We start from the raw sequence: 20114 nt of genomic DNA, 5'->3' as shown, positions 1-20114 counted from the left end.
CGGCGACATGACCGACCCCCAGGCCATCCAGCCCAGCGCGCTCGACCAACTCCCCGACCGGGACCCGGAGGAGACCGCCGAATGGCAGGCCTCGCTGGACGCGGTCACCCAGGCGGCCGGACCGCACCGCGCCGCGTACCTGATGCGCCGCACGCTGGAGCGCGCCGAGGGCAACGGCCTCGCGCTGCCCAAGCTGCTCGAGACGGACTACGTCAACACCATCCCCACCGCCGCCGAGCCGTCCGCGCCCGGTGACCCGGAGATGGAGCGCCGGATCACCGCGTGGAACCGCTGGAACGCGGCGGCCATGGTGACCCGCGGCAGCAAGCACGGCGTCGGCGGCCACATCGCCACCTTCGCCTCCGCCGCCTGGCTCTACGAGACCGGCTTCAACCACTTCTTCCGGGGCAAGGAGGCCGACGGCTCGGGCGACCAGCTCTACATCCAGGGCCACGCCTCCCCCGGCATCTACGCCCGCGCCTTCCTCGACGGCCGGCTGACCGAGCAGCACCTCGACAACTTCCGCCAGGAGTCCGGCGGCGAGGGTCTCCCGTCGTATCCGCACCCCCGCCGGCTGCCCTGGCTGTGGGAGTTCCCGACGGTGTCGATGGGCCTCGGCCCGCTCTCCGCCATCTACCAGGCGCGCTTCAACCGCTATCTCACCAACCGCGGCATCAAGGACGTCTCCGCGTCCCACGTGTGGGCGTTCCTCGGCGACGGCGAGATGGACGAGCCCGAGTCGACCGCGGCACTGGCGCTCGCCTCCCGCGAGGGCCTCGACAACCTGACCTTCGTCATCAACTGCAACCTGCAGCGACTCGACGGTCCGGTCCGCGCGAACTTCAAGATCGTGCAGGAGCTGGAGGCCCAGTTCCGGGGCGCCGGCTGGAACGTGATCAAGTCGCTGTGGGGCTCCGCCTGGGACGAGCTGTTCCGGCTGGACACCACCGGCGCGCTGGTCCGCCGGCTGCGCGAGGTACCGGACGCGCAGGTGCAGACGTACCAGACGCGCGGTGCCGCCTACATCCGCGAGGACTTCTTCGGCAAGGACCCGGCGCTCGCCGAGATGGCCAAGCTGCTGAGTGACGACAAGATCCTCGAGTGCTTCCACCTCTCCCGCGGTGGTCACGAGGCGCGCAAGGTGTACGCCGCCTACAAGGCCGCCGTCGAGTTCAAGGGCGCGCCGACGGTCATCCTGTCTCAGACGGTCAAGGGCCACACCCTCGGCGAGGGCTTCGCGTCGAAGAACGCCAACCACCAGATGAAGAAGCTCTCGGTGGACGAGTTCAAGACGATGCGCGACCTGCTGGAGCTGCCGATCTCGGACGCGCAGTTCGTCGACGGGGTCGTCCCCTACGGTCACCCGGGCGCCGACTCCCCCGAGGTCCGCTACCTCCAGGAGCGCCGCGCGGCCCTCGGCGGCCCGGCCCCGGCCCGCCGTACGCACGCCCTCGCCCCGCTGCCGGCCTCCGCCGACAAGGCGTTCGCCTCCTTCGACAAGGGCTCCGGCACACAGAACGTGGCCACCACCATGGCCTTCGTCCGGCTGGTCAAGGACCTGGTCCGCGACAAGGAGACCGGGAAGCGATGGGTGCCGATCGTCCCCGACGAGGCGCGCACCTTCGGCATGGAGAGCCTGTTCCCGTCGCTCGGGATCTACTCCCCCAAGGGCCAGACGTACGAGCCGGTCGACCGCGACCAGCTGATGTACTACAAGGAGGCCAAGAACGGCCAGATCCTCAACGAGGGGATCACCGAGGCCGGTTCGATGGCCGACTTCATCGCCGCGTCCACCGCGTACGCCACGCACGGCGAGGCGATGATCCCGTTCTACATCTTCTACTCGATGTTCGGCTGGCAGCGCACGGCCGACCAGATGTGGCAGCTCGGCGACCAGCTCGGCCGCGGCTTCCTGGTCGGCGCCACCGCCGGCCGGACGACCCTCACGGGCGAGGGCCTGCAGCACGCCGACGGCCACTCCCCGGTCATCGCCGCGACCAACCCGGCCGCCCTCAGCTACGACCCGGCGTTCGCGTACGAGATCGCCGCGATCGTCAAGGACGGTCTTCGCCGGATGTACGGCGAGGCGGCCCCGGGCGAGGACCAGAACGTCTTCTACTACCTGACGGTCTACAACGAGCCGATGCCGCAGCCGGCCAAGCCGTCGGCGCCCGGCGTCGACGAGGGCATCCTCAAGGGCCTGTACCGCTTCAACACGGCGGAGTCGGCCGGCGTGCAGGTGGCCGCGGCCAACGCGCCGCGCATCCAGCTGCTGGCCTCGGGCACCGCGATCCACTGGGCCCTGAAGGCGCAGAAGCTGCTCGCCGAGGAGTGGGGCGTGGCCGCCGACGTGTGGTCGGCGACCTCCTGGACCGAGCTGCGCCGCGACGCGCTGGAGACCGACGCTGCTCTGCTGCGCGGTGAGGAGCGCCAGCCGTACGTCCGCCGGGCGCTGCAGGGCGCCGAGGGCCCGGTCCTCGCGGTCTCCGACTACATGCGCCAGGTCCCGGACCAGATCGCGCAGTGGGTCGAGCAGGACTGGTCCTCGCTGGGTGCGGACGGCTTCGGCCTCTCCGACACCCGTGAGGCGGCCCGCCGCCACTTCGGCGTGGACGCCGAGTCGATCGTCGTCGCGGCGCTGGCGCAACTCGCCCGGCGCGGTGAGGTCAAGGCGGCCTCGGTGAAGGAGGCGCGCGAGCGCTACGGCCTGTAGGTCACGGTTCGGCGAAGGGGGGTGCGGCTCGGGCCGCGCCCCCCTTCGGCGTCGGCGGGTCCCGGCATCATGTCCCCCATGCGTGCTGCCCGCCTCATCAAGATGGTGCTCCTTCTGCAGTCCAGGCCGACCATGACCGCGTCCGAGCTGGCGCGGGAGCTGGAGGTGTCGGAGCGGACCGTCACCCGGGACGCGCAGGCGCTCTCCGAGGCGGGCGTGCCGGTGTACGCGGAGCGGGGGCGCGCCGGGGGCTACCGGCTGGTCGGCGGGTACCGGACGCGGCTGACGGGGCTAGGGCGCGGCGAGGCCGAGGCGCTGTTCCTGAGCGGGGTGCCGGGGGCGCTGCGGGAGATGGGGCTGGAGGACGTGGCGTCGGCCGCCCGGCTGAAGGTGTCGGCGGCTCTGCTGCCGTCCCTGCGGGACGCCCCGCGCGCGGCGGCGCAGCGGTTCCATCTGGACGCCCCGGCCTGGTTCCGGGAGCCGGAGACGCCCGCGCTGCTGCCGGTGATCGCGGAGACGGTGTGGGACGACCGGTGCCTGCGGGCGCGCTACCGGCGCGGGGAGGGCGAGGTCGAGCGGGAGCTGGAGCCGTACGGGCTCGTGCTGAAGGCGGGGGTCTGGTACCTGTGCGCCCGGGTGCGGGAGGGCGGTCGTGGGGGCGGCGCGTTCCGGACGTACCGCCTCGACCGGTTCCTGGCGGCGGAGCCGGCGCAGGATCGTTTCCTCCGGGACGAGGAGTTCGACCTGCCGGAATTCTGGGACACGCAGGCCGAGCGGTTCGCGCGCTCGATCCTGCGGGCCGAGGTCGTCGTCCGGCTGTCGGAGACCGGGGTGCGCCGGCTGCCGTACGCCGTCGACCCGGTGGCGGCGCGGGACGCGCTGGCCGGCGCCGGGGAACCGGACGGGCGGGGCTGGGCGACGGTCTCCCTGCGGGTCGAGTCGCTGGAGGTGGCGCACACCCAGCTCACGGCGCTGGGGCCGGAGGCGGAGGTGCTCGCCCCGGCGGCACTGCGGGAGTGGTTCGCCGCGGACGCGCTGCGGCTGGCGGCGCGATACGGGTTGCGGGAGGACTGACGCGGCACGGCAACCCGGCGGAATCCCGCGCACTCCGGGTGCGTCCCGCATCCCCAGGCACGATGCTGGACGCGTGATGGACGAGACGGAGTTCTGGGAGCTGGTGGACGCCTCCCGCCAGGCGGCCGAGGGCGATCCCGAGGAGCAGGCCGAGCAGCTCGTGGAGCGGCTGCTCCGGCTGGACCCGGAGTCCGTGCTCGACTTCGCCCGGCACTTCGAGTCGCGCTACAACCGCGCCTACAGCTGGGACCTGTGGGGCGCCGCCTGGCTGTTGCTGGACGGGGCGAGCGACGACGCCTTCGACTTCTTCCGGTGCTGGCTGATCGGTCAGGGCCGCGAGGTCTTCGAGGGCGCCCTGCACGGCGACCCCGACTCGCTCGCCGACCTGCTGGACGACTTCGACGAGGAGATCGACGGCGACGGCGAGGAACTCGGCTACGCGGCCGACGAGGCCTACGAGCAGCTCACCGGGACGGTCGCCCCGGACCTGGGCATTCCGCCGGCCACCGCCGAACCCGAGGGCACGCCCGTCGACTTCGAGAACGAGGGGGCGCTGGCCGAGCGGTATCCCCGGCTGTGGCAGCGCTTCAAGGAGTGAGCGCCGGCGGGCGGCGCCGTCCCGACCGCCGCCCTCACGCCGCGGACCTGCGGCGGGTGGTGTCGGCGGGGAGGTACGCCTGCGACCGGTCGATCCGCACCGTGTGGTGCGTCGGCGCCCGGTTGGCCTGCTCCAGGGCGGACGCGGTGGCCGCCGCCGGGCCCAGGACGACCGCTGCGACGGCGCACAGCACGGTCCACAGGCTGCGGGCTGCCCTGGCCGGGACGCCCTGCTCCGTGGTCGGCGCGGCCCCGGTACGGCTGTTGTTCATGATCCCCACCTCCGGTCGGTTCCTCGTGTCGTGCACGACCGTAGGGCGGGGGCATGGGAGGACCCTGAACGCCGTCTAAGGCGTTCCTGTGAGAGCGTGCGCGGCCGTCCTGCCCTGGAGGCGGGCGGCCTTCTCGCGGATCTCCGGGAGGCGGGCGGCGAGGGCGGCGCCGGGACAGCTCGTCATGAAGCCGTCCCGGTGGCCGGCCAGGGCGGGTAGGGTGGCGGTGGTCCCGGCCGCGTACCGGCTGTGGCTGTTGCTGGAGGTGAGCCGTACGTGCGCCCGCGGGTCGACGCCGGACAGGCCGAGTTTCCAGGCGGCGAGGGCGGCGATCGCGTCGACCATGGCCTGCGGCACCGGGACGCCGGAGGTGAAGGTGCCCAGCGCGGCGATGCCCACCGTGCGGTGGTTGAAGCCCTGGGTGTGCGCACCGGTGACGGCGCGGTCGACGCCGCCCGCCCGGCCCTCGTAGACGGTGCCGCAGCGGTCGACGAGGAAGTTGTAGCCGATGTCGTCCCAGCCCCGGGCGGCGGTCTGGCCGGTGTACAGCGAGCGGATGATGCGGGGCGCGTCGGCGCAGTCGTAGCCGTTGGGCGAGTCGGTGTGGTGGACGAAGACGGCGACGGCCTTGTCGTCGTAGCGCGGCGGCGGCTGCGCGTGCCGGGCGAGGGCGTCCAGCCAGGCGGTGCGCGGCACGACGGGCGGCCGGGCCGCCCGGTGCCCGGCGGCGGGACGGGCGGCGGCGGGACGGGGGGTCCGGCCGGCGGAGGAGGCGTCGTCGACGCCGCCCGCGCACGCCCCCAGGGCGGCGACGGCGGCGAGCCCTGGCAGACAGCCCAGGAGCACGAGGAGCGGGCCCGGTATCCGCGTACGGCGCGGCCGGCGCGTTCCCCGCGGACCGTGCGGCGCCGGTCGGAGGGCACACATGATGCCACTGTCCGACGAATCCGCTCCGTCCGCGATGTGGGGTGTGCCACCCGGTGGAACCATCGTCCCGGTCCGTGACGTTTTCCGATGTGCAGGCGTGCGTGCGGCCGGGACCGCCCGCGTGTGTGACGGCTGTGACGGACGGACGGCTGATCACTGGGCCCCTCCCGCGCGTACTAGGGGATCCAAGAGAAAAGGGGGGCCGGTGGACCTGCTCGACATCCTGCTGGTGCTGGTGATCCTGGCCTACGCCGGCTCCGGCTACCGGCGTGGCCTGGTGGCCGGGTGTGTGTCGCTGGCCGGTTTCGTGGGCGGTGCGGTGATCGGCGTGTGGGTCCTGCCGTGGCTGATGGATCCGGTGGCTCCGGGGACCACCGCGGCCACCGTGACGGCCGTGCTGACGGTCCTCGTGCCGGCCGCGATGGGGCACGAGCTGGCGGGGCGGCTGGCGTTACGGCTGCGCCGCGAGCTGGACCGCGGGCCGCTCCGGGTGGCGGACGGGATCGGCGGCGCGGCGGCCAACGTGGTCGCGGTACTGATCGTGGCCTGGGTGGCGGCGAGCGTGCTGGGCGCGTCCTCGTCGCCGGTGGTCACCTCGTCGATACGGGACTCACGGCTGCTGGGGGCCGTGCAGGAGGTCATGCCGGACACCACGCCCACCTGGTTCGCGCGGGCCACGTCGGCGCTGACGCAGGCGGGCTTCCCGCAGGTCTTCAACCCCTTCGAGAACGAGTCGACGGCCGAGGTCGCCAAGCCCACCGGCGACAACGTCACGGCGAGCGCCACCGAGGCGGCCAGGCGCAGCACGGTGAAGATCGAGGGCGTCGCGGGCGACCAGGGCCGCGAGGGCAGCGGCTTCGTGTACGCCAGCGAGCACGTGATGACCAACGCGCACGTGGTGGCGGGCATCGACAGCCCGACCGTGCGGATCGGCGGCGTCGGGCCGTCGTACGACGCGCGCGTGGTGCTCTTCGACCCGGACAAGGACGTGGCGGTGCTGTACGTGCCGTACCTGAAGGCGCCGGTGCTGGTCTTCGACGACGAGGCCGCGCGCGGGAACCCGGCGGTGGTGGCCGGCTATCCGCAGGACGGCGACCTCAACCTGCAGGCGGCCACGGTCGCGGCCCGGGTGAAGGCGACCGGCCGCAACATCTACAACGACGAGATCGTCACCCGGGAGATCTACTCGATCCGCTCCACCGTGCGCCCCGGCAACTCCGGTGGCCCGCTGCTGACCACGACCGGCCGGGTCTACGGCGTGGTCTTCGCCCGCTCCACGTCCGACGACGAGACGGGGTACGTGCTGACGGCGGCGGAGGTCGACGGCGACGCGAAGCGCGCGGCGACCGCCACCCGGCCGGTGGACACGGGACGCCTGACCCCTTCGTGACTGCGGCGGGGTTTCCGCCGCGGCGCCGCGGAGATCCGCCGCAGGGGCCCTACACGGGCCGGCCCATGAAGACGTCGTCCACGTACGCGCCGTCCAGCAGGAACTCCTCGGGGAGGATCCCCTCCACCGCGAACCCCTCGGCCTCGTAGAGCTTGCGGGCCGGGGTGTTGTGGCCGAGGACGCGCAGGGTGATGCGGCGGGCCCCCTGTCGGCGGGTCTCCTCGACGGCGGCGCGGACCAGTGCCCGTCCGACGCCGTGGCCGCGCGCCTCGGCGAGCACGGCGAGGCCCTGGATCTGCCGGACGTGCGCGTTGGCGGCGAGCGGGGTGGGCGGGACGAGACGCACGTATCCGACGGCACGGCCGTCCAGTTCGGCGACGAGGAAGTCCTCGGGCCGGTGCCGCTCGTCGAAGAACGAGTCGTACGGCGGCTGCGGCTCGGGCATGACGGCGTGCAGCGGGGACCAGGTCAGCCGGTCGACGAGACCGAGCGCCTCGTCGTCGGCGGGGGACGCGGCGCGTATGCGGGGTGCGGACGGCTCGGGCATGGCCGCCACCCTAATCCGGTCCGGACGGCGACCTGGCCGGGGTTTCCCCGGTCCGGAGGGCAGGATGGCGGTATGGAACGTACGCGAATCGCGGTGGCCGGGGCGTCCGGACTGATCGGCAGCGCACTGGTGCGGTCCCTGACCGCGGACGGGCACGAGGTGGTCCGGCTGGTGCGCCGTGCGCCCCGGGGGCCGCTGGAGCTGCGCTGGGACCCCGAGAAGGGACAGGTGGACGCGGCCGGGCTCGCCGGGTGCGACGCGGTGGTCAACGTGGCGGGCGCGGGGGTCGGCGACCGGCGCTGGAGCGAGGCCTACAAGAAGCGCATCCACGACAGCCGGGTGCACGGCACGGCGGCGCTGGCGCGGGCCGTCGCCTCGCTCGACGCACCGCCGCGGGTGTTCGTCAACGGCAGCGCGATGGGCTTCTACGGCGAGACGGGCGACCGGGTCGTGGACGAGAGCGCGCCGGCCGGCAGCGGCTTCCTGCCGGAGCTTTGCGTGGAGTGGGAGGCGGCCGCGGGTCCCGCCCAGGAGGCGGGCGTGCGCACGGCGTTCGCCCGGACCGGGCTGGTCGTGGCGCGCGGCGGCGGGGCCTGGGGCAAGCTGTTCCCGCTCTTCACGGCCGGGCTCGGCGGGCGGATGGGCGACGGACGCCAGTACTGGTCGTACATCGCGTTGCACGACGAGGTGGCGGCGATCCGGCACCTCCTCGACCGCGCCGACCTGTCGGGCCCGTTCAACCTCACCGCGCCCGAGCCGCTGACGAACCGTGAGATCACCGCGGCCATGGGACGGGTGCTGCACCGGCCGACGCTCTTCGCGGTGCCGGCGCCGGTGCTGCGGACGGTGCTCGGCGAGATGGCCGGGGACGTGCTGGGCAGCGCGCGGGTGGTGCCGAAGCGGCTGCTGGAGTCCGGGTTCACCTTCGCGTTCCCCGGGATCGAGGACGCCGTCCGGGCAGCCTGATCCACCGCGTGACCGCATGCGACCGGCGTGCGACCGTGCCCTGTCCATGCGCGACTGTTCCTGACCGGTCTCGGCCCTACCCTCGACCCGAACTCGGGTATCCCGGACGGCTGTTGGGGGCATGACGTCTCCACCGGCCGCGCAACCTCGAGGAGGGGCACGTGCTTGAGCCCGCGTACCAGGCAGACGTCGTCGTGGTGGGAGCCGGAGTCTCCGGACTCTCCGCCGCGCACCGGCTGACCAGCGCAGGAGTAAGAACCGTGGTTCTGGAGGCCGCCCCTTGCGTGGGCGGCCGCATGGCGACGGAGAAGGTCGACGGGTTCCGGCTCGACCGCATCGGGCAGCTGCTGTCCACGGCGTATCCCGAACTGGCCCGGACCCCGGGGCTCGGCGCGCTCGGCCTGCGTCCGTTCGCGCCGGGGGTCCTGCTGCACAGCGACGGACGCCATCACCGCGCGGGCGCACAGGCGGGCACGGGGAGCGCAAGGGGCGCACTCCATGCGGTGCGCGCCCTCGCCGGCACTCCCCGGCCCGGCGCACTGCCCCGGCCGCGCGCCGGCGGCGCCCTGCCGGCGGCGGGACGGCCGCCCGCCCCGCCCAGGGTCCGGGCGGGCGCGCCGCTCGGCACCGCCGTGGACCAGGCGCGGCTCGGCGCCGCGCTCACCCGGCTCGCGGCCACCCCCGTCGAACGGCTGCTGCGCCGCCCGGAGCTGCCGGCCGCCCAGGCCCTCGCCGCCCGCGGACTGCCCGCCCGCACGGTGGACGGCTTCGTGCGCCCGCTGCTCGCCGCGCTGCTGTGCGACCCGGACCTCACCACCTCCAGCCGGTGCGCGGACCTCGCGCTGCGCGCCTTCGCGGCCGGCCGGCTGGCGCTGCCGGAGGGCGGGGCCGAGGCACTGCCGGAACTGCTCGCGCGGACCCTGCCACCGGGCTCGGTGCGCACCGGGGTGCGGGTCACCTCCGTCTCCACGACCTCGGTGACCACCTCGGGGCACGGCGAGTTCCGCTGCCGCGCGGTCCTGGTCGCCACCGACGCACGCAGCGCGGCACAGCTGCTGCCCGGGCTGCGGGTGCCCGACTTCCACCCGGTGACGGTCGTCCACCACACGACGGACGAGCCGCCCGGGACCGGCGCCTCGCTGCTCCTGGACGCCGACCGCGGCGGGCCGGTGGCACACACGGCGGTGGTCAGCCGGGTCGACCCGAGCCGCGCGCCCGCGGGCCGCACGCTGATCTCGTCCACCGTCCTCGGCGCGCTCCCGCCCGACGTCGACACCGCCGTACGCATGCACCTGTCCCGGCTGTACGGGGTCTCCACCGCGCGGTGGGAGACGCTGGCCGTGCACCACACCGCCGAGGCGGTGCCCGCGATGCGCGCGCCGCACGATCTGCGGCGCCCGGTGCGGCTGCTGGCGGGCCTGTACGTGTGCGGCGACCACCGGGACACCAGCACCGTGCAGGGGGCGCTGCACTCGGCGCACCGGGCGGCCTCCGCGATCGTCGCCGACCTGCGCGCCGCCGGTTCCCTGCCCCTGGCAGACCCGCGCCCGACGGCCCCCGAGGAGCAGGCAGCGGCGTGACCGCGGCCGGGGAACCCCTGAGGTTCCCCGGCCGCCGCCGGCGGTTCAGCCCGTCCGCCGTCCGAGGACGAGGCCCGTCCGGGGCCGGAAACGGGGGCCGGGGCGGGGGCCGGGGCGGGGCTCCCCGGAGGTGGTCAGCCCAGGGCCGCCACCTTGTCGCGGTAGGTGCGCGCCGGGGACGCGTCCTTGTACGGCTCCAGCCGGCGTTCGAAGTCCCTGACGTACTCCAGGGCGCGGACCGACCGCATCTCCGCCGCCTGGCCGGCCGCCTCCGCAGCCAGTTGGCAGGCCTGGTCGAGTTCGCCGAGGCCGAGGCGGGCGGAGGCGAGGACCACACGGCAGAACAGGCGGCTGCGGGCGTGCGCGGCCGGACGCAGTTGCAGGGAGCGTTCGGCGTGCTGGGCGGCCGCCCGGAACTGCTGCAGGTCACGGTGGCAGTGCCCGAACTCGTCGGCCAGTTGCGCCTCGTCGAAGAAGCGCGCCCAGTACGGCGTCTCGTCACCGGTCTTGGCCGCCTCCAGCGCGCGCTCGGCGCGGACGAGGGCGGCGGTGGAGGCGCGCACCTCGCCGAGCACCGCGTGCCCGCGCGCCTCCGCCGCGTGCAGCAGCGCCTGCACGACGGGCGGTGCCCCCGTGCCGACGCCCTGCTGGGCCACCCGCGCGAGCTGCACCGCCTCCCGGCCGTGGCCGAGGTAGACGGCCTGGCGGCTCATGGTGACGAGGACGAAGGAGCCGTAGGCGCGGTCGCCGGCCACCTGGGAGAGCCGCAGGGCCTGCACGAAGTAGCGCTGGGCCAGGCCGTGCGCGGCGATGTCGAAGGAGGTCCAGCCGGCGAGGCGGGTCAGGTCGGCGGCCGCGCCGAAGAGCCGCCGGCCGGTCTGCTCGCCGTACGTGCCGCGCAGCATGGGCTCGCACTCGTGCTCCAGGTAGCGCACGAGGGCCTGCCGGGCGTGGCCGCCGCCGTACCGGTCGTCCAGGGAGCGGAAGAGCTCGCCGACCGAGCGCAGCGCGGAGATGTCGCCGCCGGTGACCCGCTGGCCGGGGCCGCGCTCGGCGCCCTGCCCGCGCCGGGGCGGCCCTGCGGACGGTCCGGGCGACAGGGTCCTCGGCGACGACAGCGGTGACGCGAGCGGCGCCGGTGGCGGCGCGGAGAGGTGCGTGGCGAGCTGCGGGGGGAGCTGCTGCGGCGCGGCGGGCCGTGCGGGCGGGCGGCCCTGGACGGGCACCCGGGCGGGCGGCTCGCCGCGGGCGACCTTCTCGTCGGCCCGGCCGATCAGCCAGTCACGGCTCGGCACGACGAGTCCCGCCGGCGTGAAGGCGATCTTGCGCAGCTCGGCATGGCTGCCGGAGTCCTTGCGCCACAGCCCCCCGACGATGTCGACGGCCTCCTCGGGCGTGCCGGCGAACTCCAGGCCCGCGTATACGGGGGCACAGGCGTCCAGGCCGAGGTCCTGGGCGCTCAGGCGGCGGCCCAGACGCCGGGTGAAGACCTCGGCGATCAGGGCGGGGGTGGTGCCGCGGGGCTGCTGCCCGCGCAGCCACCGGGTGACGGACGTCTTGTCGTATCTCAGGTCCAGCCCGTGTTCGAGGCCTAGCTGATCGACGCGACGGGCCAGTCCCGCGTTGGAGAATCCCGCTTCTGCGATGAGCGCGGCGAGCTGACGGTTGGGCGTGCGCTGCGCGGGTCGTTCCGTCATCTGCGGTGCGGTCTCCTGCCTTCCGGGCCTCCGACGTGCCCGGATGAAGTGCGCTGATGGGTGTGATCAGCCCTTTTGGCCTCGCGAACGGCGCGAATGTAGCGGAGCGTAAGCGGACGATCGCACGTCTCGACCTTCATTCATCCGATCGTGTGAGGATTGACCGTGCGGCTGACGCGTGGCGCACGGTCGTACAGTGGCTTGGGCGCGTCACGCGCCTGACGACTTTCAGGGAGGCGCTTGCCGTGAGCGAGTTGCGGTTCGTCCGGATGGGGTTCGGCGGGGACGCCGTCGAGTACCGGGAGGCGTGGGACGAGCAGCGCCGCGTGCACGCCGCGCGCTTCGCCGACGAGGTCCCGGACAGCGTCCTCCTCCTGGAGCACCCCGCCGTCTACACGGCCGGCCGGCGCACGGCCGACGCCGAGCGCCCCCTGGACGGCACCCCGGTCGTCGACGTGGACCGCGGCGGCAAGATCACCTGGCACGGACCGGGCCAGCTGGTGGGCTACCCGATCCTGAAGCTGCCGCGTCCGGTTGACGTCGTCGCGCACGTACGCCGCCTGGAGGACGCACTGATCCGCGTCTGCGCCGAGTTCGGCCTGGAGACCACCCGCGTCGAGGGCCGCAGCGGGGTGTGGGTGCTGGGCGACCCGGTGGAGCTGCGCGCGCCGCTCGGCGGCCTCTCGCTGGAATTCGACCCCCGGCTCGCCGACGAGGAGTTCGACCCCCGGCTGAACGGCCCGGAGTACGCCCCGTCCAACGCCGGCCAGCGGCGCGAGGACCGGAAGATCGCGGCGATCGGCATCCGGGTCGCCAAGGGCGTCACCATGCACGGCTTCGCGCTCAACGTGAACCCGGACAACAGGTGGTTCGACCGGATCATCCCGTGCGGCATCCGGGACGCGGGCGTCGCCTCGCTCGCCGGCGAACTGGGCCGGGACGTGACGATCGAGGAGGTGCTGCCCGTGGTGGAGCGGCACCTGAGGGACGTCCTGGAGAACGCCGAGCTGAAACCGCGCGAGATCGAGAAGGCGACCGCCTGACCCCACGGGGCCCGGCAGGGCTCGAAAAGCACGGGCGTACCCTGGTGTACGCCGAAGAATCGAAAGTCTACCCAGACAGGCAGGGAGCCGACGTGTCCGCAGTCGCACCCGACGGACGCAAGATGCTGCGCCTGGAGGTCCGTAACAGCCAGACCCCCATCGAGCGCAAGCCCGAGTGGATCAAGACCCGGGCGAAAATGGGTCCCGAATACACGAAGATGCAGAATCTCGTGAAGAGCGAGGGCCTGCACACCGTGTGCCAGGAAGCCGGTTGCCCCAACATCTACGAGTGCTGGGAGGACCGCGAGGCCACCTTCCTCATCGGCGGCGACCAGTGCACCCGGCGCTGCGACTTCTGCCAGATCGACACCGGCAAGCCCGAGGCGCTGGATCGCGACGAGCCGCGGCGCGTGGGCGAGTCCGTCGTCACCATGGACCTGAACTACGCCACCATCACCGGCGTCGCACGCGACGACCTGGCGGACGGCGGGGCGTGGCTCTACGCCGAGACCGTCCGGCAGATCCACCTGCAGACGGCCGGGCGGGAGGCGGGGCGCACCAAGGTCGAGTTGCTGGCCCCCGACTTCAACGCCGTCCCGGAGCAGCTCGCGGAAGTCTTCTCCGCGCGGCCCGAGGTCTTCGCGCACAACGTCGAGACCGTCCCGCGGATCTTCAAGCGGATCCGGCCGGGCTTCCGGTACGAGCGTTCGCTGGGCGTCATCACGGCGGCCCGCGACCACGGGCTGGTCACCAAGTCGAACCTGATCCTCGGCATGGGCGAGACCCGCGAGGAGGTGAGCGAGGCCCTGCGGCAGCTGCACGACGCGGGCTGCGAGCTGGTCACGATCACGCAGTACCTGCGGCCCTCGGTGCGGCACCACCCCGTCGAGCGCTGGGTCAAGCCGCACGAGTTCGTGGAGCTGAAGGAGGAGGCCGACCGGATCGGCTTCTCCGGCGTGATGTCGGGCCCGCTGGTACGGTCCTCCTACCGTGCCGGACGCCTCTACCAGATGGCCGTCGAGAAGCGCGGTTCCTTCATCGCCACCCAGGCGGTCTGACGCGACGTCACCTCTCTTGCGCCGTACGGGCGCGAGCCGAGTGTGTGAATTCGCGCACAAGTAGCTACTCGCCAGTAGTGACCGATATGACGCGGTCCCGGCCGTCCTCGCAGATGAGGGCGTACGCCGGGGCCGCTTCAGCGTTTCGGCTCCCCGCACCGAGGCTTCATTCGCGTTTGACCGGCCGGTCACGCCCTGGTAACACCAATCAGTGACGCTGGTATCACACCACGTAGACCCGAGTCCGAGCCGTACGAGGGGGACCTCCACCATGCAGGCCGCGCCCGTTAGCGCCAACGCCATCCCGTCCTTCACCACCGCCCTGCGCGCCGTCGAGTCGCTGCTCATGAGCAGCGGGCAGCGCACCGCCCGCCGTAACGCCTGGACCTCCGTACTGGAGGACCGCCGTCGCGCCAAGGACCGGGTCGAGGCGCAGCGCATCCTCGACACCGTCTCCTCCGCCCGCCCCTGAGCTCCTGCCCGCAGCTCCCGCGCCCACACCCGCCTCCTGCCGTCGTAGGCGCTCGTGGGGGCACGTAGACTTCGTGGCATGGCGAGAAGTGACAGCGCGGCGGACGCCGCTAACCCCGGGCGACTGAAGCAGATCGCCCTGACGTACAAGATGACCCGCAAGGCCGACAAGACGATCGGCCTGGTGCTCGCGGGCGTCTTCCTCCTCACCTTCGGCGTCTTTCTCGCGATCGGCTTCCTGCTGGGTCACCCGGTCTACCTGGGCATCCTGGGCTTCCTGCTCGCCTTCCTGGCGACGGCGATCGTGTTCGGACGCCGGGCCGAGCGGGCCGCCTTCGGTCAGATGGAGGGCCAGCCGGGCGCCGCCGCGGCCGTCCTCGACAACATCGGCCGGGGTTGGACGACCACTCCGGCCGTCGCGATGAACCGCAGCCAGGACGTGGTGCACCGGGCCGTCGGCAAGGCCGGCATCGTCCTGGTCGCCGAGGGCAACCCGAACCGGGTGAAGAGCCTGCTGGCCGCCGAGAAGAAGAAGATGAACCGCATCGTCGCGGACGTCCCCGTGCACGACGTGATCGTCGGCGTCGGCGAGGGCCAGGTGGAGCTGAAGAAGCTGCGCACCACCCTGCTGAAGTACCCCCGGGTGCTGGCCGGACCCCAGGTCACCGCCACCAACGACCGGCTGCGCGCGATGGGCGACCTGATGAGCAACATGCCGCTGCCGAAGGGCCCGATGCCCAAGGGCATGCGGCTGCCGAAGGGCGGCGGCGGCAAGGCCCGCTGAGCCGCCCGCCCCGTCACCGTCACGCACGACGTCACGAAGGGGGCGTCCCACCACGCTGTTGCCGCGTGGCGGGACGCCCCCTTCGTCGTAACGGCGGCTCGTCGTAACGGCGGCTCGTCGTGACGCGATGTCCGGACGCTCACACGCTCAGGTGCGCACTTCCACCGTGCGGGCCAGCCGGTCGTGCAGACCGCGGCCGTCGCGGTCCCAGACCAGTGCCGGCACGGCCAGGCAGAGCAGGACCGTGCGCACCACCGAGCGCAGCGGGCTGACGGCGCCGGTGTCGGCGGACACCACGCGCAGACCGAAGAGGCGCTTGCCCGGGGTGAAGCCGACCGTGCCGACCGTCAGGGCGCTCATGACGAAGAAGACGAGCAGCGCCCAGTTGCCCGTGGCGGGCCGGTAGCCGTCCGTGATCAAGCTGTATGCGATCAGGACGCCGAGCCCCCAGTCCAGGGCCAGGGCGCCGAGCCGCCGGCCCGGACGGGCGATCGAACCAGGGCCCTCCTCCGGCAGACCGAGCTGCTCGCCCCGGTAGCCGAAGTCGGCACCGGCGTCCTCCATGGCCGAGCGGGGGCCGGAGAGCCACGATCCGAGTGCTTGCCTGTTGTCCACGCGTCCACGGTACTGCCCGCGTTTCGTGATGCGGACAGGTGGGGTGGACCGGGCGAGGTCCGGTTAACTTGTGCGAAACAAATGGGTCACGCCCGAGAAATCACCCGTCCCTAGGGTCGACGACAGCGTGTGCCACCGCACTGGCAGCACGAACGAACTACCACCCCGGCTCGACGGCCGGGAGTAGGAGGAGCTGGATGTTCCAGAACGCCGACGAGGCCAAGAAGTTCATCGCGGACGAGGACGTCAAGTTCATCGACGTCCGCTTCTGCGACCTGCCGGGCGTCATGCAGCACTTCACGCTGCCCGTCGAGGCGTTCGACCCGGACGAGGAGCTCGCCTTCGACGGCTCGTCGATCCGCGGCTTCCAGGCCATCCACGAGTCCGACATGGCGCTGCGCGCCGACCTGTCCACCGCGCGCGTCGACCCGTTCCGCCGCGACAAGACGGTCAACATCAACTTCTTCATCCACGACCCGATCACGGGCGAGCAGTACTCCCGTGACCCGCGCAACGTGGCGAAGAAGGCCGAGGCGTACCTGGCGTCGACCGGTATCGCCGACACCGCGTACTTCGGTCCCGAGGCCGAGTTCTACGTCTTCGACAGCGTGCGCTTCAAGACCTCGGAGAACGAGTCCTTCTACCACATCGACTCCGAGGCCGGCGCCTGGAACACCGGTGCGCTCGAGGACAACCGCGGTTACAAGGTCCGCTACAAGGGCGGCTACTTCCCGACCCCGCCGGTCGACCACTTCGCCGACCTGCGCGCGGAGATCTCCCTGGAGCTGGCCGCGTCCGGCCTCCAGGTCGAGCGCCAGCACCACGAGGTGGGCACCGCCGGCCAGGCCGAGATCAACTACAAGTTCAACACGCTGCTCGCCGCGGCCGACGACCTCCAGCTCTTCAAGTACATCGTGAAGAACGTCGCCTGGCGCAACGGCAAGACCGCGACCTTCATGCCGAAGCCGATCTTCGGCGACAACGGTTCGGGCATGCACGTCCACCAGTCGCTGTGGAGCGGCGGCTCCCCGCTGTTCTACGACGAGACCGGCTACGCGGGCCTGTCGGACATGGCCCGCTACTACATCGGCGGCATCCTCAAGCACGCGCCGTCGCTGCTGGCCTTCACCAACCCGACGGTGAACTCCTACCACCGTCTGGTGCCGGGCTTCGAGGCGCCGGTCAACCTGGTGTACTCGCAGCGCAACCGCTCCGCGGCCATGCGTATCCCGATCACGGGTTCCAACCCGAAGGCCAAGCGCGTCGAGTTCCGCGCCCCGGACTCCTCCGGCAACCCGTACCTGGCGTTCTCCGCGCTGCTCATGGCCGGTCTGGACGGCGTCAAGAACAAGATCGAGCCGGCCGAGCCGATCGACAAGGACCTCTACGAGCTCGCCCCCGAGGAGCACGCGGGCGTCGCGCAGGTCCCGACCTCGCTCCCGGCCGTCCTCGACCGCCTCGAGGCGGACCACGAGTTCCTGCTCGCCGGCGACGTCTTCACGTCCGACCTGATCGAGACGTGGATCGACTACAAGCGCACGAACGAGATCGCCCCGCTGCAGCTCCGCCCGCACCCGCACGAGTTCGAGCTGTACTTCGACGTGTGACCGGCCCAGGCCCGTCGCACCGTCGGGCCGACTGCGACGCCCCCGTTCCGGTTTTTCCGGGCGGGGGCGTCGTCGTATGGTTTCTGGCACTGCCGTTCGACGGGGGGAGTTGCGGGCATGCCCGAACAGGACGACGACGAGCGCGAGTTCGACCTCAGATGGGCGGACGCCGCGACGCACAAGGAGCCCTCGGCGCGGGCCCGGATGCTGGCCGCCCGGTGGAAGGAGAACCCTCCGGAGCCGGTGCCGTTCCGCGCCGACCCCGGCCCGGCGGCGCGGAGCCGTTCGTCCTGGCTGTCGACGGCGCTCGTCCTCGGATGCGTGATCGGCGTGATCCTGCTGCTGGGGTACGCCCGCTTCCGGGCTCCGTACTAGAGGGGGCGGGGCATGTCGCAGGACATCCGGGGCGGGACGGCGGCGGCGGCGCTGCTCACGGCGGGCACGCCCGTGCGGGACGCGGTGGCCGTGGCCGATCCACGGGCCTGGCTCGCATTGGACGAGGGGGCACGCCGGCCGGACTGGCGTACGCCGGACGGCCTGACGTACGGGGAGCGCGTCGTCACGCCGCGCACCGACCTGTCGCCGCTCGACGAGCCCCGGCTCGCGCTCGCTCTCTGCCATCGTGACGGCCGCACGCGCGAGGCGGCGCTGCGACCGGCCGCCCGGCACGCCGTCCTGCTGCCGCTCGTCGTCGTGCGGTGTGCGGACTGGGCCGCGCCTGTGCGGGAACGGGCCCGGGAGGTCCTGCGCGAGCGGCTCGACGCGGCCGGTGCGCTGACGCTCGCGCCGCTGATCCTGCTGCTCGCCCGGCGGGAGCGGGGCCGCTTCGCCGCGGACCTGCTCACCGAGCTGCTGCGCGCCGGGCCGCGCGGCACGCTCACCGGCCTCCGGTCCCACCCCGACATCTCCGTACGCCGGTTCGCCCACCGGCTGGCGGTCGAGGGGAAGCTCCTCTCCCCCGCCGAACTCGCCCGGACCGCGCACCGTGACCCCGACAACGTGGTCCAGCGCCTGTGCGCGGACGCCGCTCTGGCCTGCCTCGCGGCTGGCGGCGGGGACCACGAGGACGTCCTCGAACCACTGTTGACCGCTCGGGGGCCGGCCGTGCGCGCGGCGGGGGTGACCGCGCTGCGCCGGGCGGGGCTGCCGGAGAGGGCAGTGGGATTCCTCGCCGACCGCGCGGCCGTCGTGCGGGCGTGCGCGCGCTATGTCGTACGGCAGCACGGCGGTGACCCGGCCGCCTGGTACCGCGAGTGGTGCGCGGCGCCGACGGTCCTCGCGCCCGGGGCGGTCCTCGGGCTGGCGGAGTGCGGCGACCGCGCCGACGCGGACGTGCTGTGGCCGCTGGTCCGGCATCGGGACGCGCGCGTACGGTCCCGGGCGGTGGCCGGGCTGCGGATGCTGGACGCCGACGACGTGCAACGGCTGTGGCCGCTGCTCGACGATCCCGCGCCGGGCGTGGTGCGCGAGGTCGTCGCGGCGGTGCTCCCCTCGGCGGAGGCGGTCCCGGCGCCCTGGCTGACCGAGCGGCTCGGCGCCGGGTGGCCCGCCCATGTGCGGTGGGCCGCGTTCCGGCTGCTCGTCCTGCGGGACGGGGACCTGCGGCGCGGCGCCCTGCTCGCTCTGCGCGACGATCCGGACGTCGCGCTGCGCGAGCGGGCCGCGCAGGTTGCGGAGCTCTGAGACGGCTGCCCGGGGCACGGCGGACCCGACCCGTGGGACCGGGCGGTGGCACCGGCCGTACCCGGAGATGTTTTGCTCCGCCTGGGGCCGTTACGGGACCGTTCATGGGGGTGGAGCGGTGCACACTGGCAGTGGGACGGGTGCCTGACTGCGGGGTGATGCAGATGCGGAGTCGTTTCCGGAGCGATCGGCGGCTGACCGTGCGGATGACGGTCACGTTGTTCCTGCTCGGACTGTTGTACGTGGCGTTCGTGGCCGCGTTGATCGTGTTGCTGAAGTCCTGGGTGCTGGTCGTGGTCGTGGCGGCGGGGATGCTCGGCGCGCAGTACTGGTTCTCCGACCGGGTCGCCCTGTTCGCGATGCGCGGGCGGGTCGTGGAGCGGGAGGAGTATCCCGAGCTGCACGCCGTGGTCGACCGGCTGTGCGCGATCGCCGATCTGCCCAAACCGGTGGTCGCCGTCTCCGAGCTGGGCATGCCGAACGCGTTCGCGACGGGACGCAGTCCCGACCACGCGGTGGTGTGCGTGACGACGGGCCTGCTGCGGCGGCTGGAGCCGGCCGAGCTGGAGGGCGTCCTCGCGCACGAGCTGTCCCATGTGGCGCACAAGGACGTCGCCGTGATCACCGTCGCGTCGTTCCTCGGTGTGATCGCCGGGCTGATCGTGCGGTTCGCGTTCTACTCGCAGGTGTTCGGCGGCGGGCGCAGGGACCAGAACACCGCCGCCGTCTTCGCCGCGGTGATGGGTGTCTCGGCGGCCGTGTACGCGCTCAGCTTCCTCATGATCCGGGCTCTGTCGCGGTACCGGGAACTGGCGGCGGACCGGGCCGCGGCGCATCTGACCGGACGTCCCTCGGCGCTCGCCTCCGCCCTGACTAAGGTCTCCGGCGACATCGCCCGGATCCCGACGAAGGACCTGCGCACGGCCCAGGCGTTCAACGCCTTCTACTTCACCCCGGCGCTGGGCGCCGAGCCCGGTGCGGCGCGACTGTTCTCCACCCACCCGAGCCTGGAGCAGCGGCTCGAGCAGCTGGGCCGGATCTCCGCGGAGCTGGGCGAGGCGGCCACGCCCGGAAAGGCGGGCTGAGGGGC

General features: G+C 73.1%; 19 protein-coding genes. 14 read left to right on the top strand and 5 right to left on the bottom strand.

All coding sequences use genetic code 11. The features are described 5' to 3' along the window. The first annotated feature begins 7 nt into the window (after positions 1-7). From aceE to C6376_RS18170, 3 genes are all read left to right on the top strand, one after another. Entirely contained in the window at positions 8-2713 is a 2706-nt protein-coding gene (gene aceE, locus C6376_RS18180) for a pyruvate dehydrogenase (acetyl-transferring), homodimeric type (protein WP_107444378.1), read from the top strand. Positions 2714-2791: 78 nt separating this feature from the next. Beyond that, positions 2792-3787 (top strand): YafY family protein, encoded by a 996-nt coding sequence (locus C6376_RS18175; protein ID WP_107444377.1) that lies wholly within the window; start codon positions 2792-2794, stop codon positions 3785-3787. A gap of 76 nt (positions 3788-3863) precedes the next feature. After that, entirely contained in the window at positions 3864-4385 is a 522-nt protein-coding gene (locus tag C6376_RS18170; protein WP_107444376.1) for a DUF4240 domain-containing protein, read from the top strand. A gap of 34 nt (positions 4386-4419) precedes the next feature. Here the strand turns inward: C6376_RS18170 and C6376_RS18165 are convergent, their stop codons facing one another. Further along, a complete protein-coding gene (locus C6376_RS18165; protein ID WP_107449042.1) occupies positions 4420-4656 on the bottom strand; it encodes a hypothetical protein in 237 nt (78 codons plus the stop codon). Between the two features lie 75 nt (positions 4657-4731). Continuing rightward, entirely contained in the window at positions 4732-5502 is a 771-nt protein-coding gene (locus C6376_RS18160; RefSeq protein ID WP_319594498.1) for a peptidoglycan recognition protein, read from the bottom strand. Between the two features lie 286 nt (positions 5503-5788). Between C6376_RS18160 and C6376_RS18155 the strand changes: the two genes are divergently transcribed. Next, the gene (locus tag C6376_RS18155) at positions 5789-6973 is read left to right on the top strand and encodes a MarP family serine protease (RefSeq protein ID WP_107444374.1); all 1185 of its coding nucleotides are present in this window, start codon (positions 5789-5791) and stop codon (positions 6971-6973) included. Between the two features lie 49 nt (positions 6974-7022). On the opposite strand, the gene C6376_RS18150 is transcribed toward C6376_RS18155, so the two are convergent. After that, positions 7023-7520 (bottom strand): GNAT family N-acetyltransferase, encoded by a 498-nt coding sequence (locus C6376_RS18150; RefSeq protein ID WP_173985671.1) that lies wholly within the window; start codon positions 7518-7520, stop codon positions 7023-7025. 72 nt (positions 7521-7592) lie between these two features. On the opposite strand from C6376_RS18150, the gene C6376_RS18145 reads away from it, so the two are divergent. Both C6376_RS18145 and C6376_RS18140 read left to right on the top strand, forming a co-directional pair. Beyond that, on the top strand, positions 7593-8486 hold the full coding sequence (locus tag C6376_RS18145; RefSeq protein ID WP_254075993.1) for a TIGR01777 family oxidoreductase: 894 nt from the start codon (positions 7593-7595) through the stop codon (positions 8484-8486). A gap of 161 nt (positions 8487-8647) precedes the next feature. Next, the gene (locus C6376_RS18140) at positions 8648-10066 is read left to right on the top strand and encodes an NAD(P)/FAD-dependent oxidoreductase (protein WP_107444372.1); all 1419 of its coding nucleotides are present in this window, start codon (positions 8648-8650) and stop codon (positions 10064-10066) included. Positions 10067-10200: 134 nt separating this feature from the next. Here C6376_RS18140 and C6376_RS18135 read toward each other — a convergent pair whose 3' ends face one another. Further along, entirely contained in the window at positions 10201-11763 is a 1563-nt protein-coding gene (locus tag C6376_RS18135) for a regulator (protein WP_107444371.1), read from the bottom strand. Positions 11764-12008: 245 nt separating this feature from the next. Between C6376_RS18135 and lipB the strand changes: the two genes are divergently transcribed. The 4 genes from lipB to C6376_RS18115 all read left to right on the top strand — a co-directional run bounded on the left by lipB (position 12009) and on the right by C6376_RS18115 (position 15119). After that, positions 12009-12806 (top strand): lipoyl(octanoyl) transferase LipB, encoded by a 798-nt coding sequence (gene lipB / locus C6376_RS18130; RefSeq protein WP_107444370.1) that lies wholly within the window; start codon positions 12009-12011, stop codon positions 12804-12806. A 92-nt stretch (positions 12807-12898) separates the two neighbouring features. After that, a complete protein-coding gene (lipA, locus tag C6376_RS18125) occupies positions 12899-13864 on the top strand; it encodes a lipoyl synthase (RefSeq protein ID WP_107444369.1) in 966 nt (321 codons plus the stop codon). A 271-nt stretch (positions 13865-14135) separates the two neighbouring features. Beyond that, on the top strand, positions 14136-14336 hold the full coding sequence (locus C6376_RS18120) for a hypothetical protein (protein ID WP_107444368.1): 201 nt from the start codon (positions 14136-14138) through the stop codon (positions 14334-14336). A 78-nt stretch (positions 14337-14414) separates the two neighbouring features. Next, positions 14415-15119 carry a DUF4191 domain-containing protein gene (locus tag C6376_RS18115; protein WP_107444367.1) on the top strand — a complete coding sequence of 235 codons (705 nt, stop codon included), beginning with the start codon at positions 14415-14417 and terminating at the stop codon, positions 15117-15119. Between the two features lie 147 nt (positions 15120-15266). Here the strand turns inward: C6376_RS18115 and C6376_RS18110 are convergent, their stop codons facing one another. Further along, a complete protein-coding gene (locus C6376_RS18110; protein ID WP_107444366.1) occupies positions 15267-15734 on the bottom strand; it encodes an RDD family protein in 468 nt (155 codons plus the stop codon). A gap of 197 nt (positions 15735-15931) precedes the next feature. On the opposite strand from C6376_RS18110, the gene glnA reads away from it, so the two are divergent. From glnA to htpX, 4 genes are all read left to right on the top strand, one after another. Beyond that, positions 15932-17341 (top strand): type I glutamate--ammonia ligase, encoded by a 1410-nt coding sequence (gene glnA / locus C6376_RS18105; protein WP_107444365.1) that lies wholly within the window; start codon positions 15932-15934, stop codon positions 17339-17341. A 117-nt stretch (positions 17342-17458) separates the two neighbouring features. Continuing rightward, positions 17459-17716, top strand: coding sequence for a hypothetical protein (locus tag C6376_RS18100; RefSeq protein ID WP_107444364.1), 258 nt, complete (start codon positions 17459-17461; stop codon positions 17714-17716). A gap of 12 nt (positions 17717-17728) precedes the next feature. Then, positions 17729-19024, top strand: coding sequence for a HEAT repeat domain-containing protein (locus C6376_RS18095; RefSeq protein ID WP_107444363.1), 1296 nt, complete (start codon positions 17729-17731; stop codon positions 19022-19024). A 164-nt stretch (positions 19025-19188) separates the two neighbouring features. Further along, on the top strand, positions 19189-20109 hold the full coding sequence (htpX, locus tag C6376_RS18090; RefSeq protein WP_107449040.1) for a zinc metalloprotease HtpX: 921 nt from the start codon (positions 19189-19191) through the stop codon (positions 20107-20109). The last annotated feature ends 5 nt before the right edge of the window (positions 20110-20114 follow it).

The sequence above is a fragment of the Streptomyces sp. P3 genome, assembly GCF_003032475.1.
In the GTDB taxonomy this organism is placed as follows: domain Bacteria; phylum Actinomycetota; class Actinomycetes; order Streptomycetales; family Streptomycetaceae; genus Streptomyces.
The sequence above is the reverse complement of the archived record's forward strand: the minus strand, read 5'-3'. Positions and strand labels throughout refer to the sequence as shown.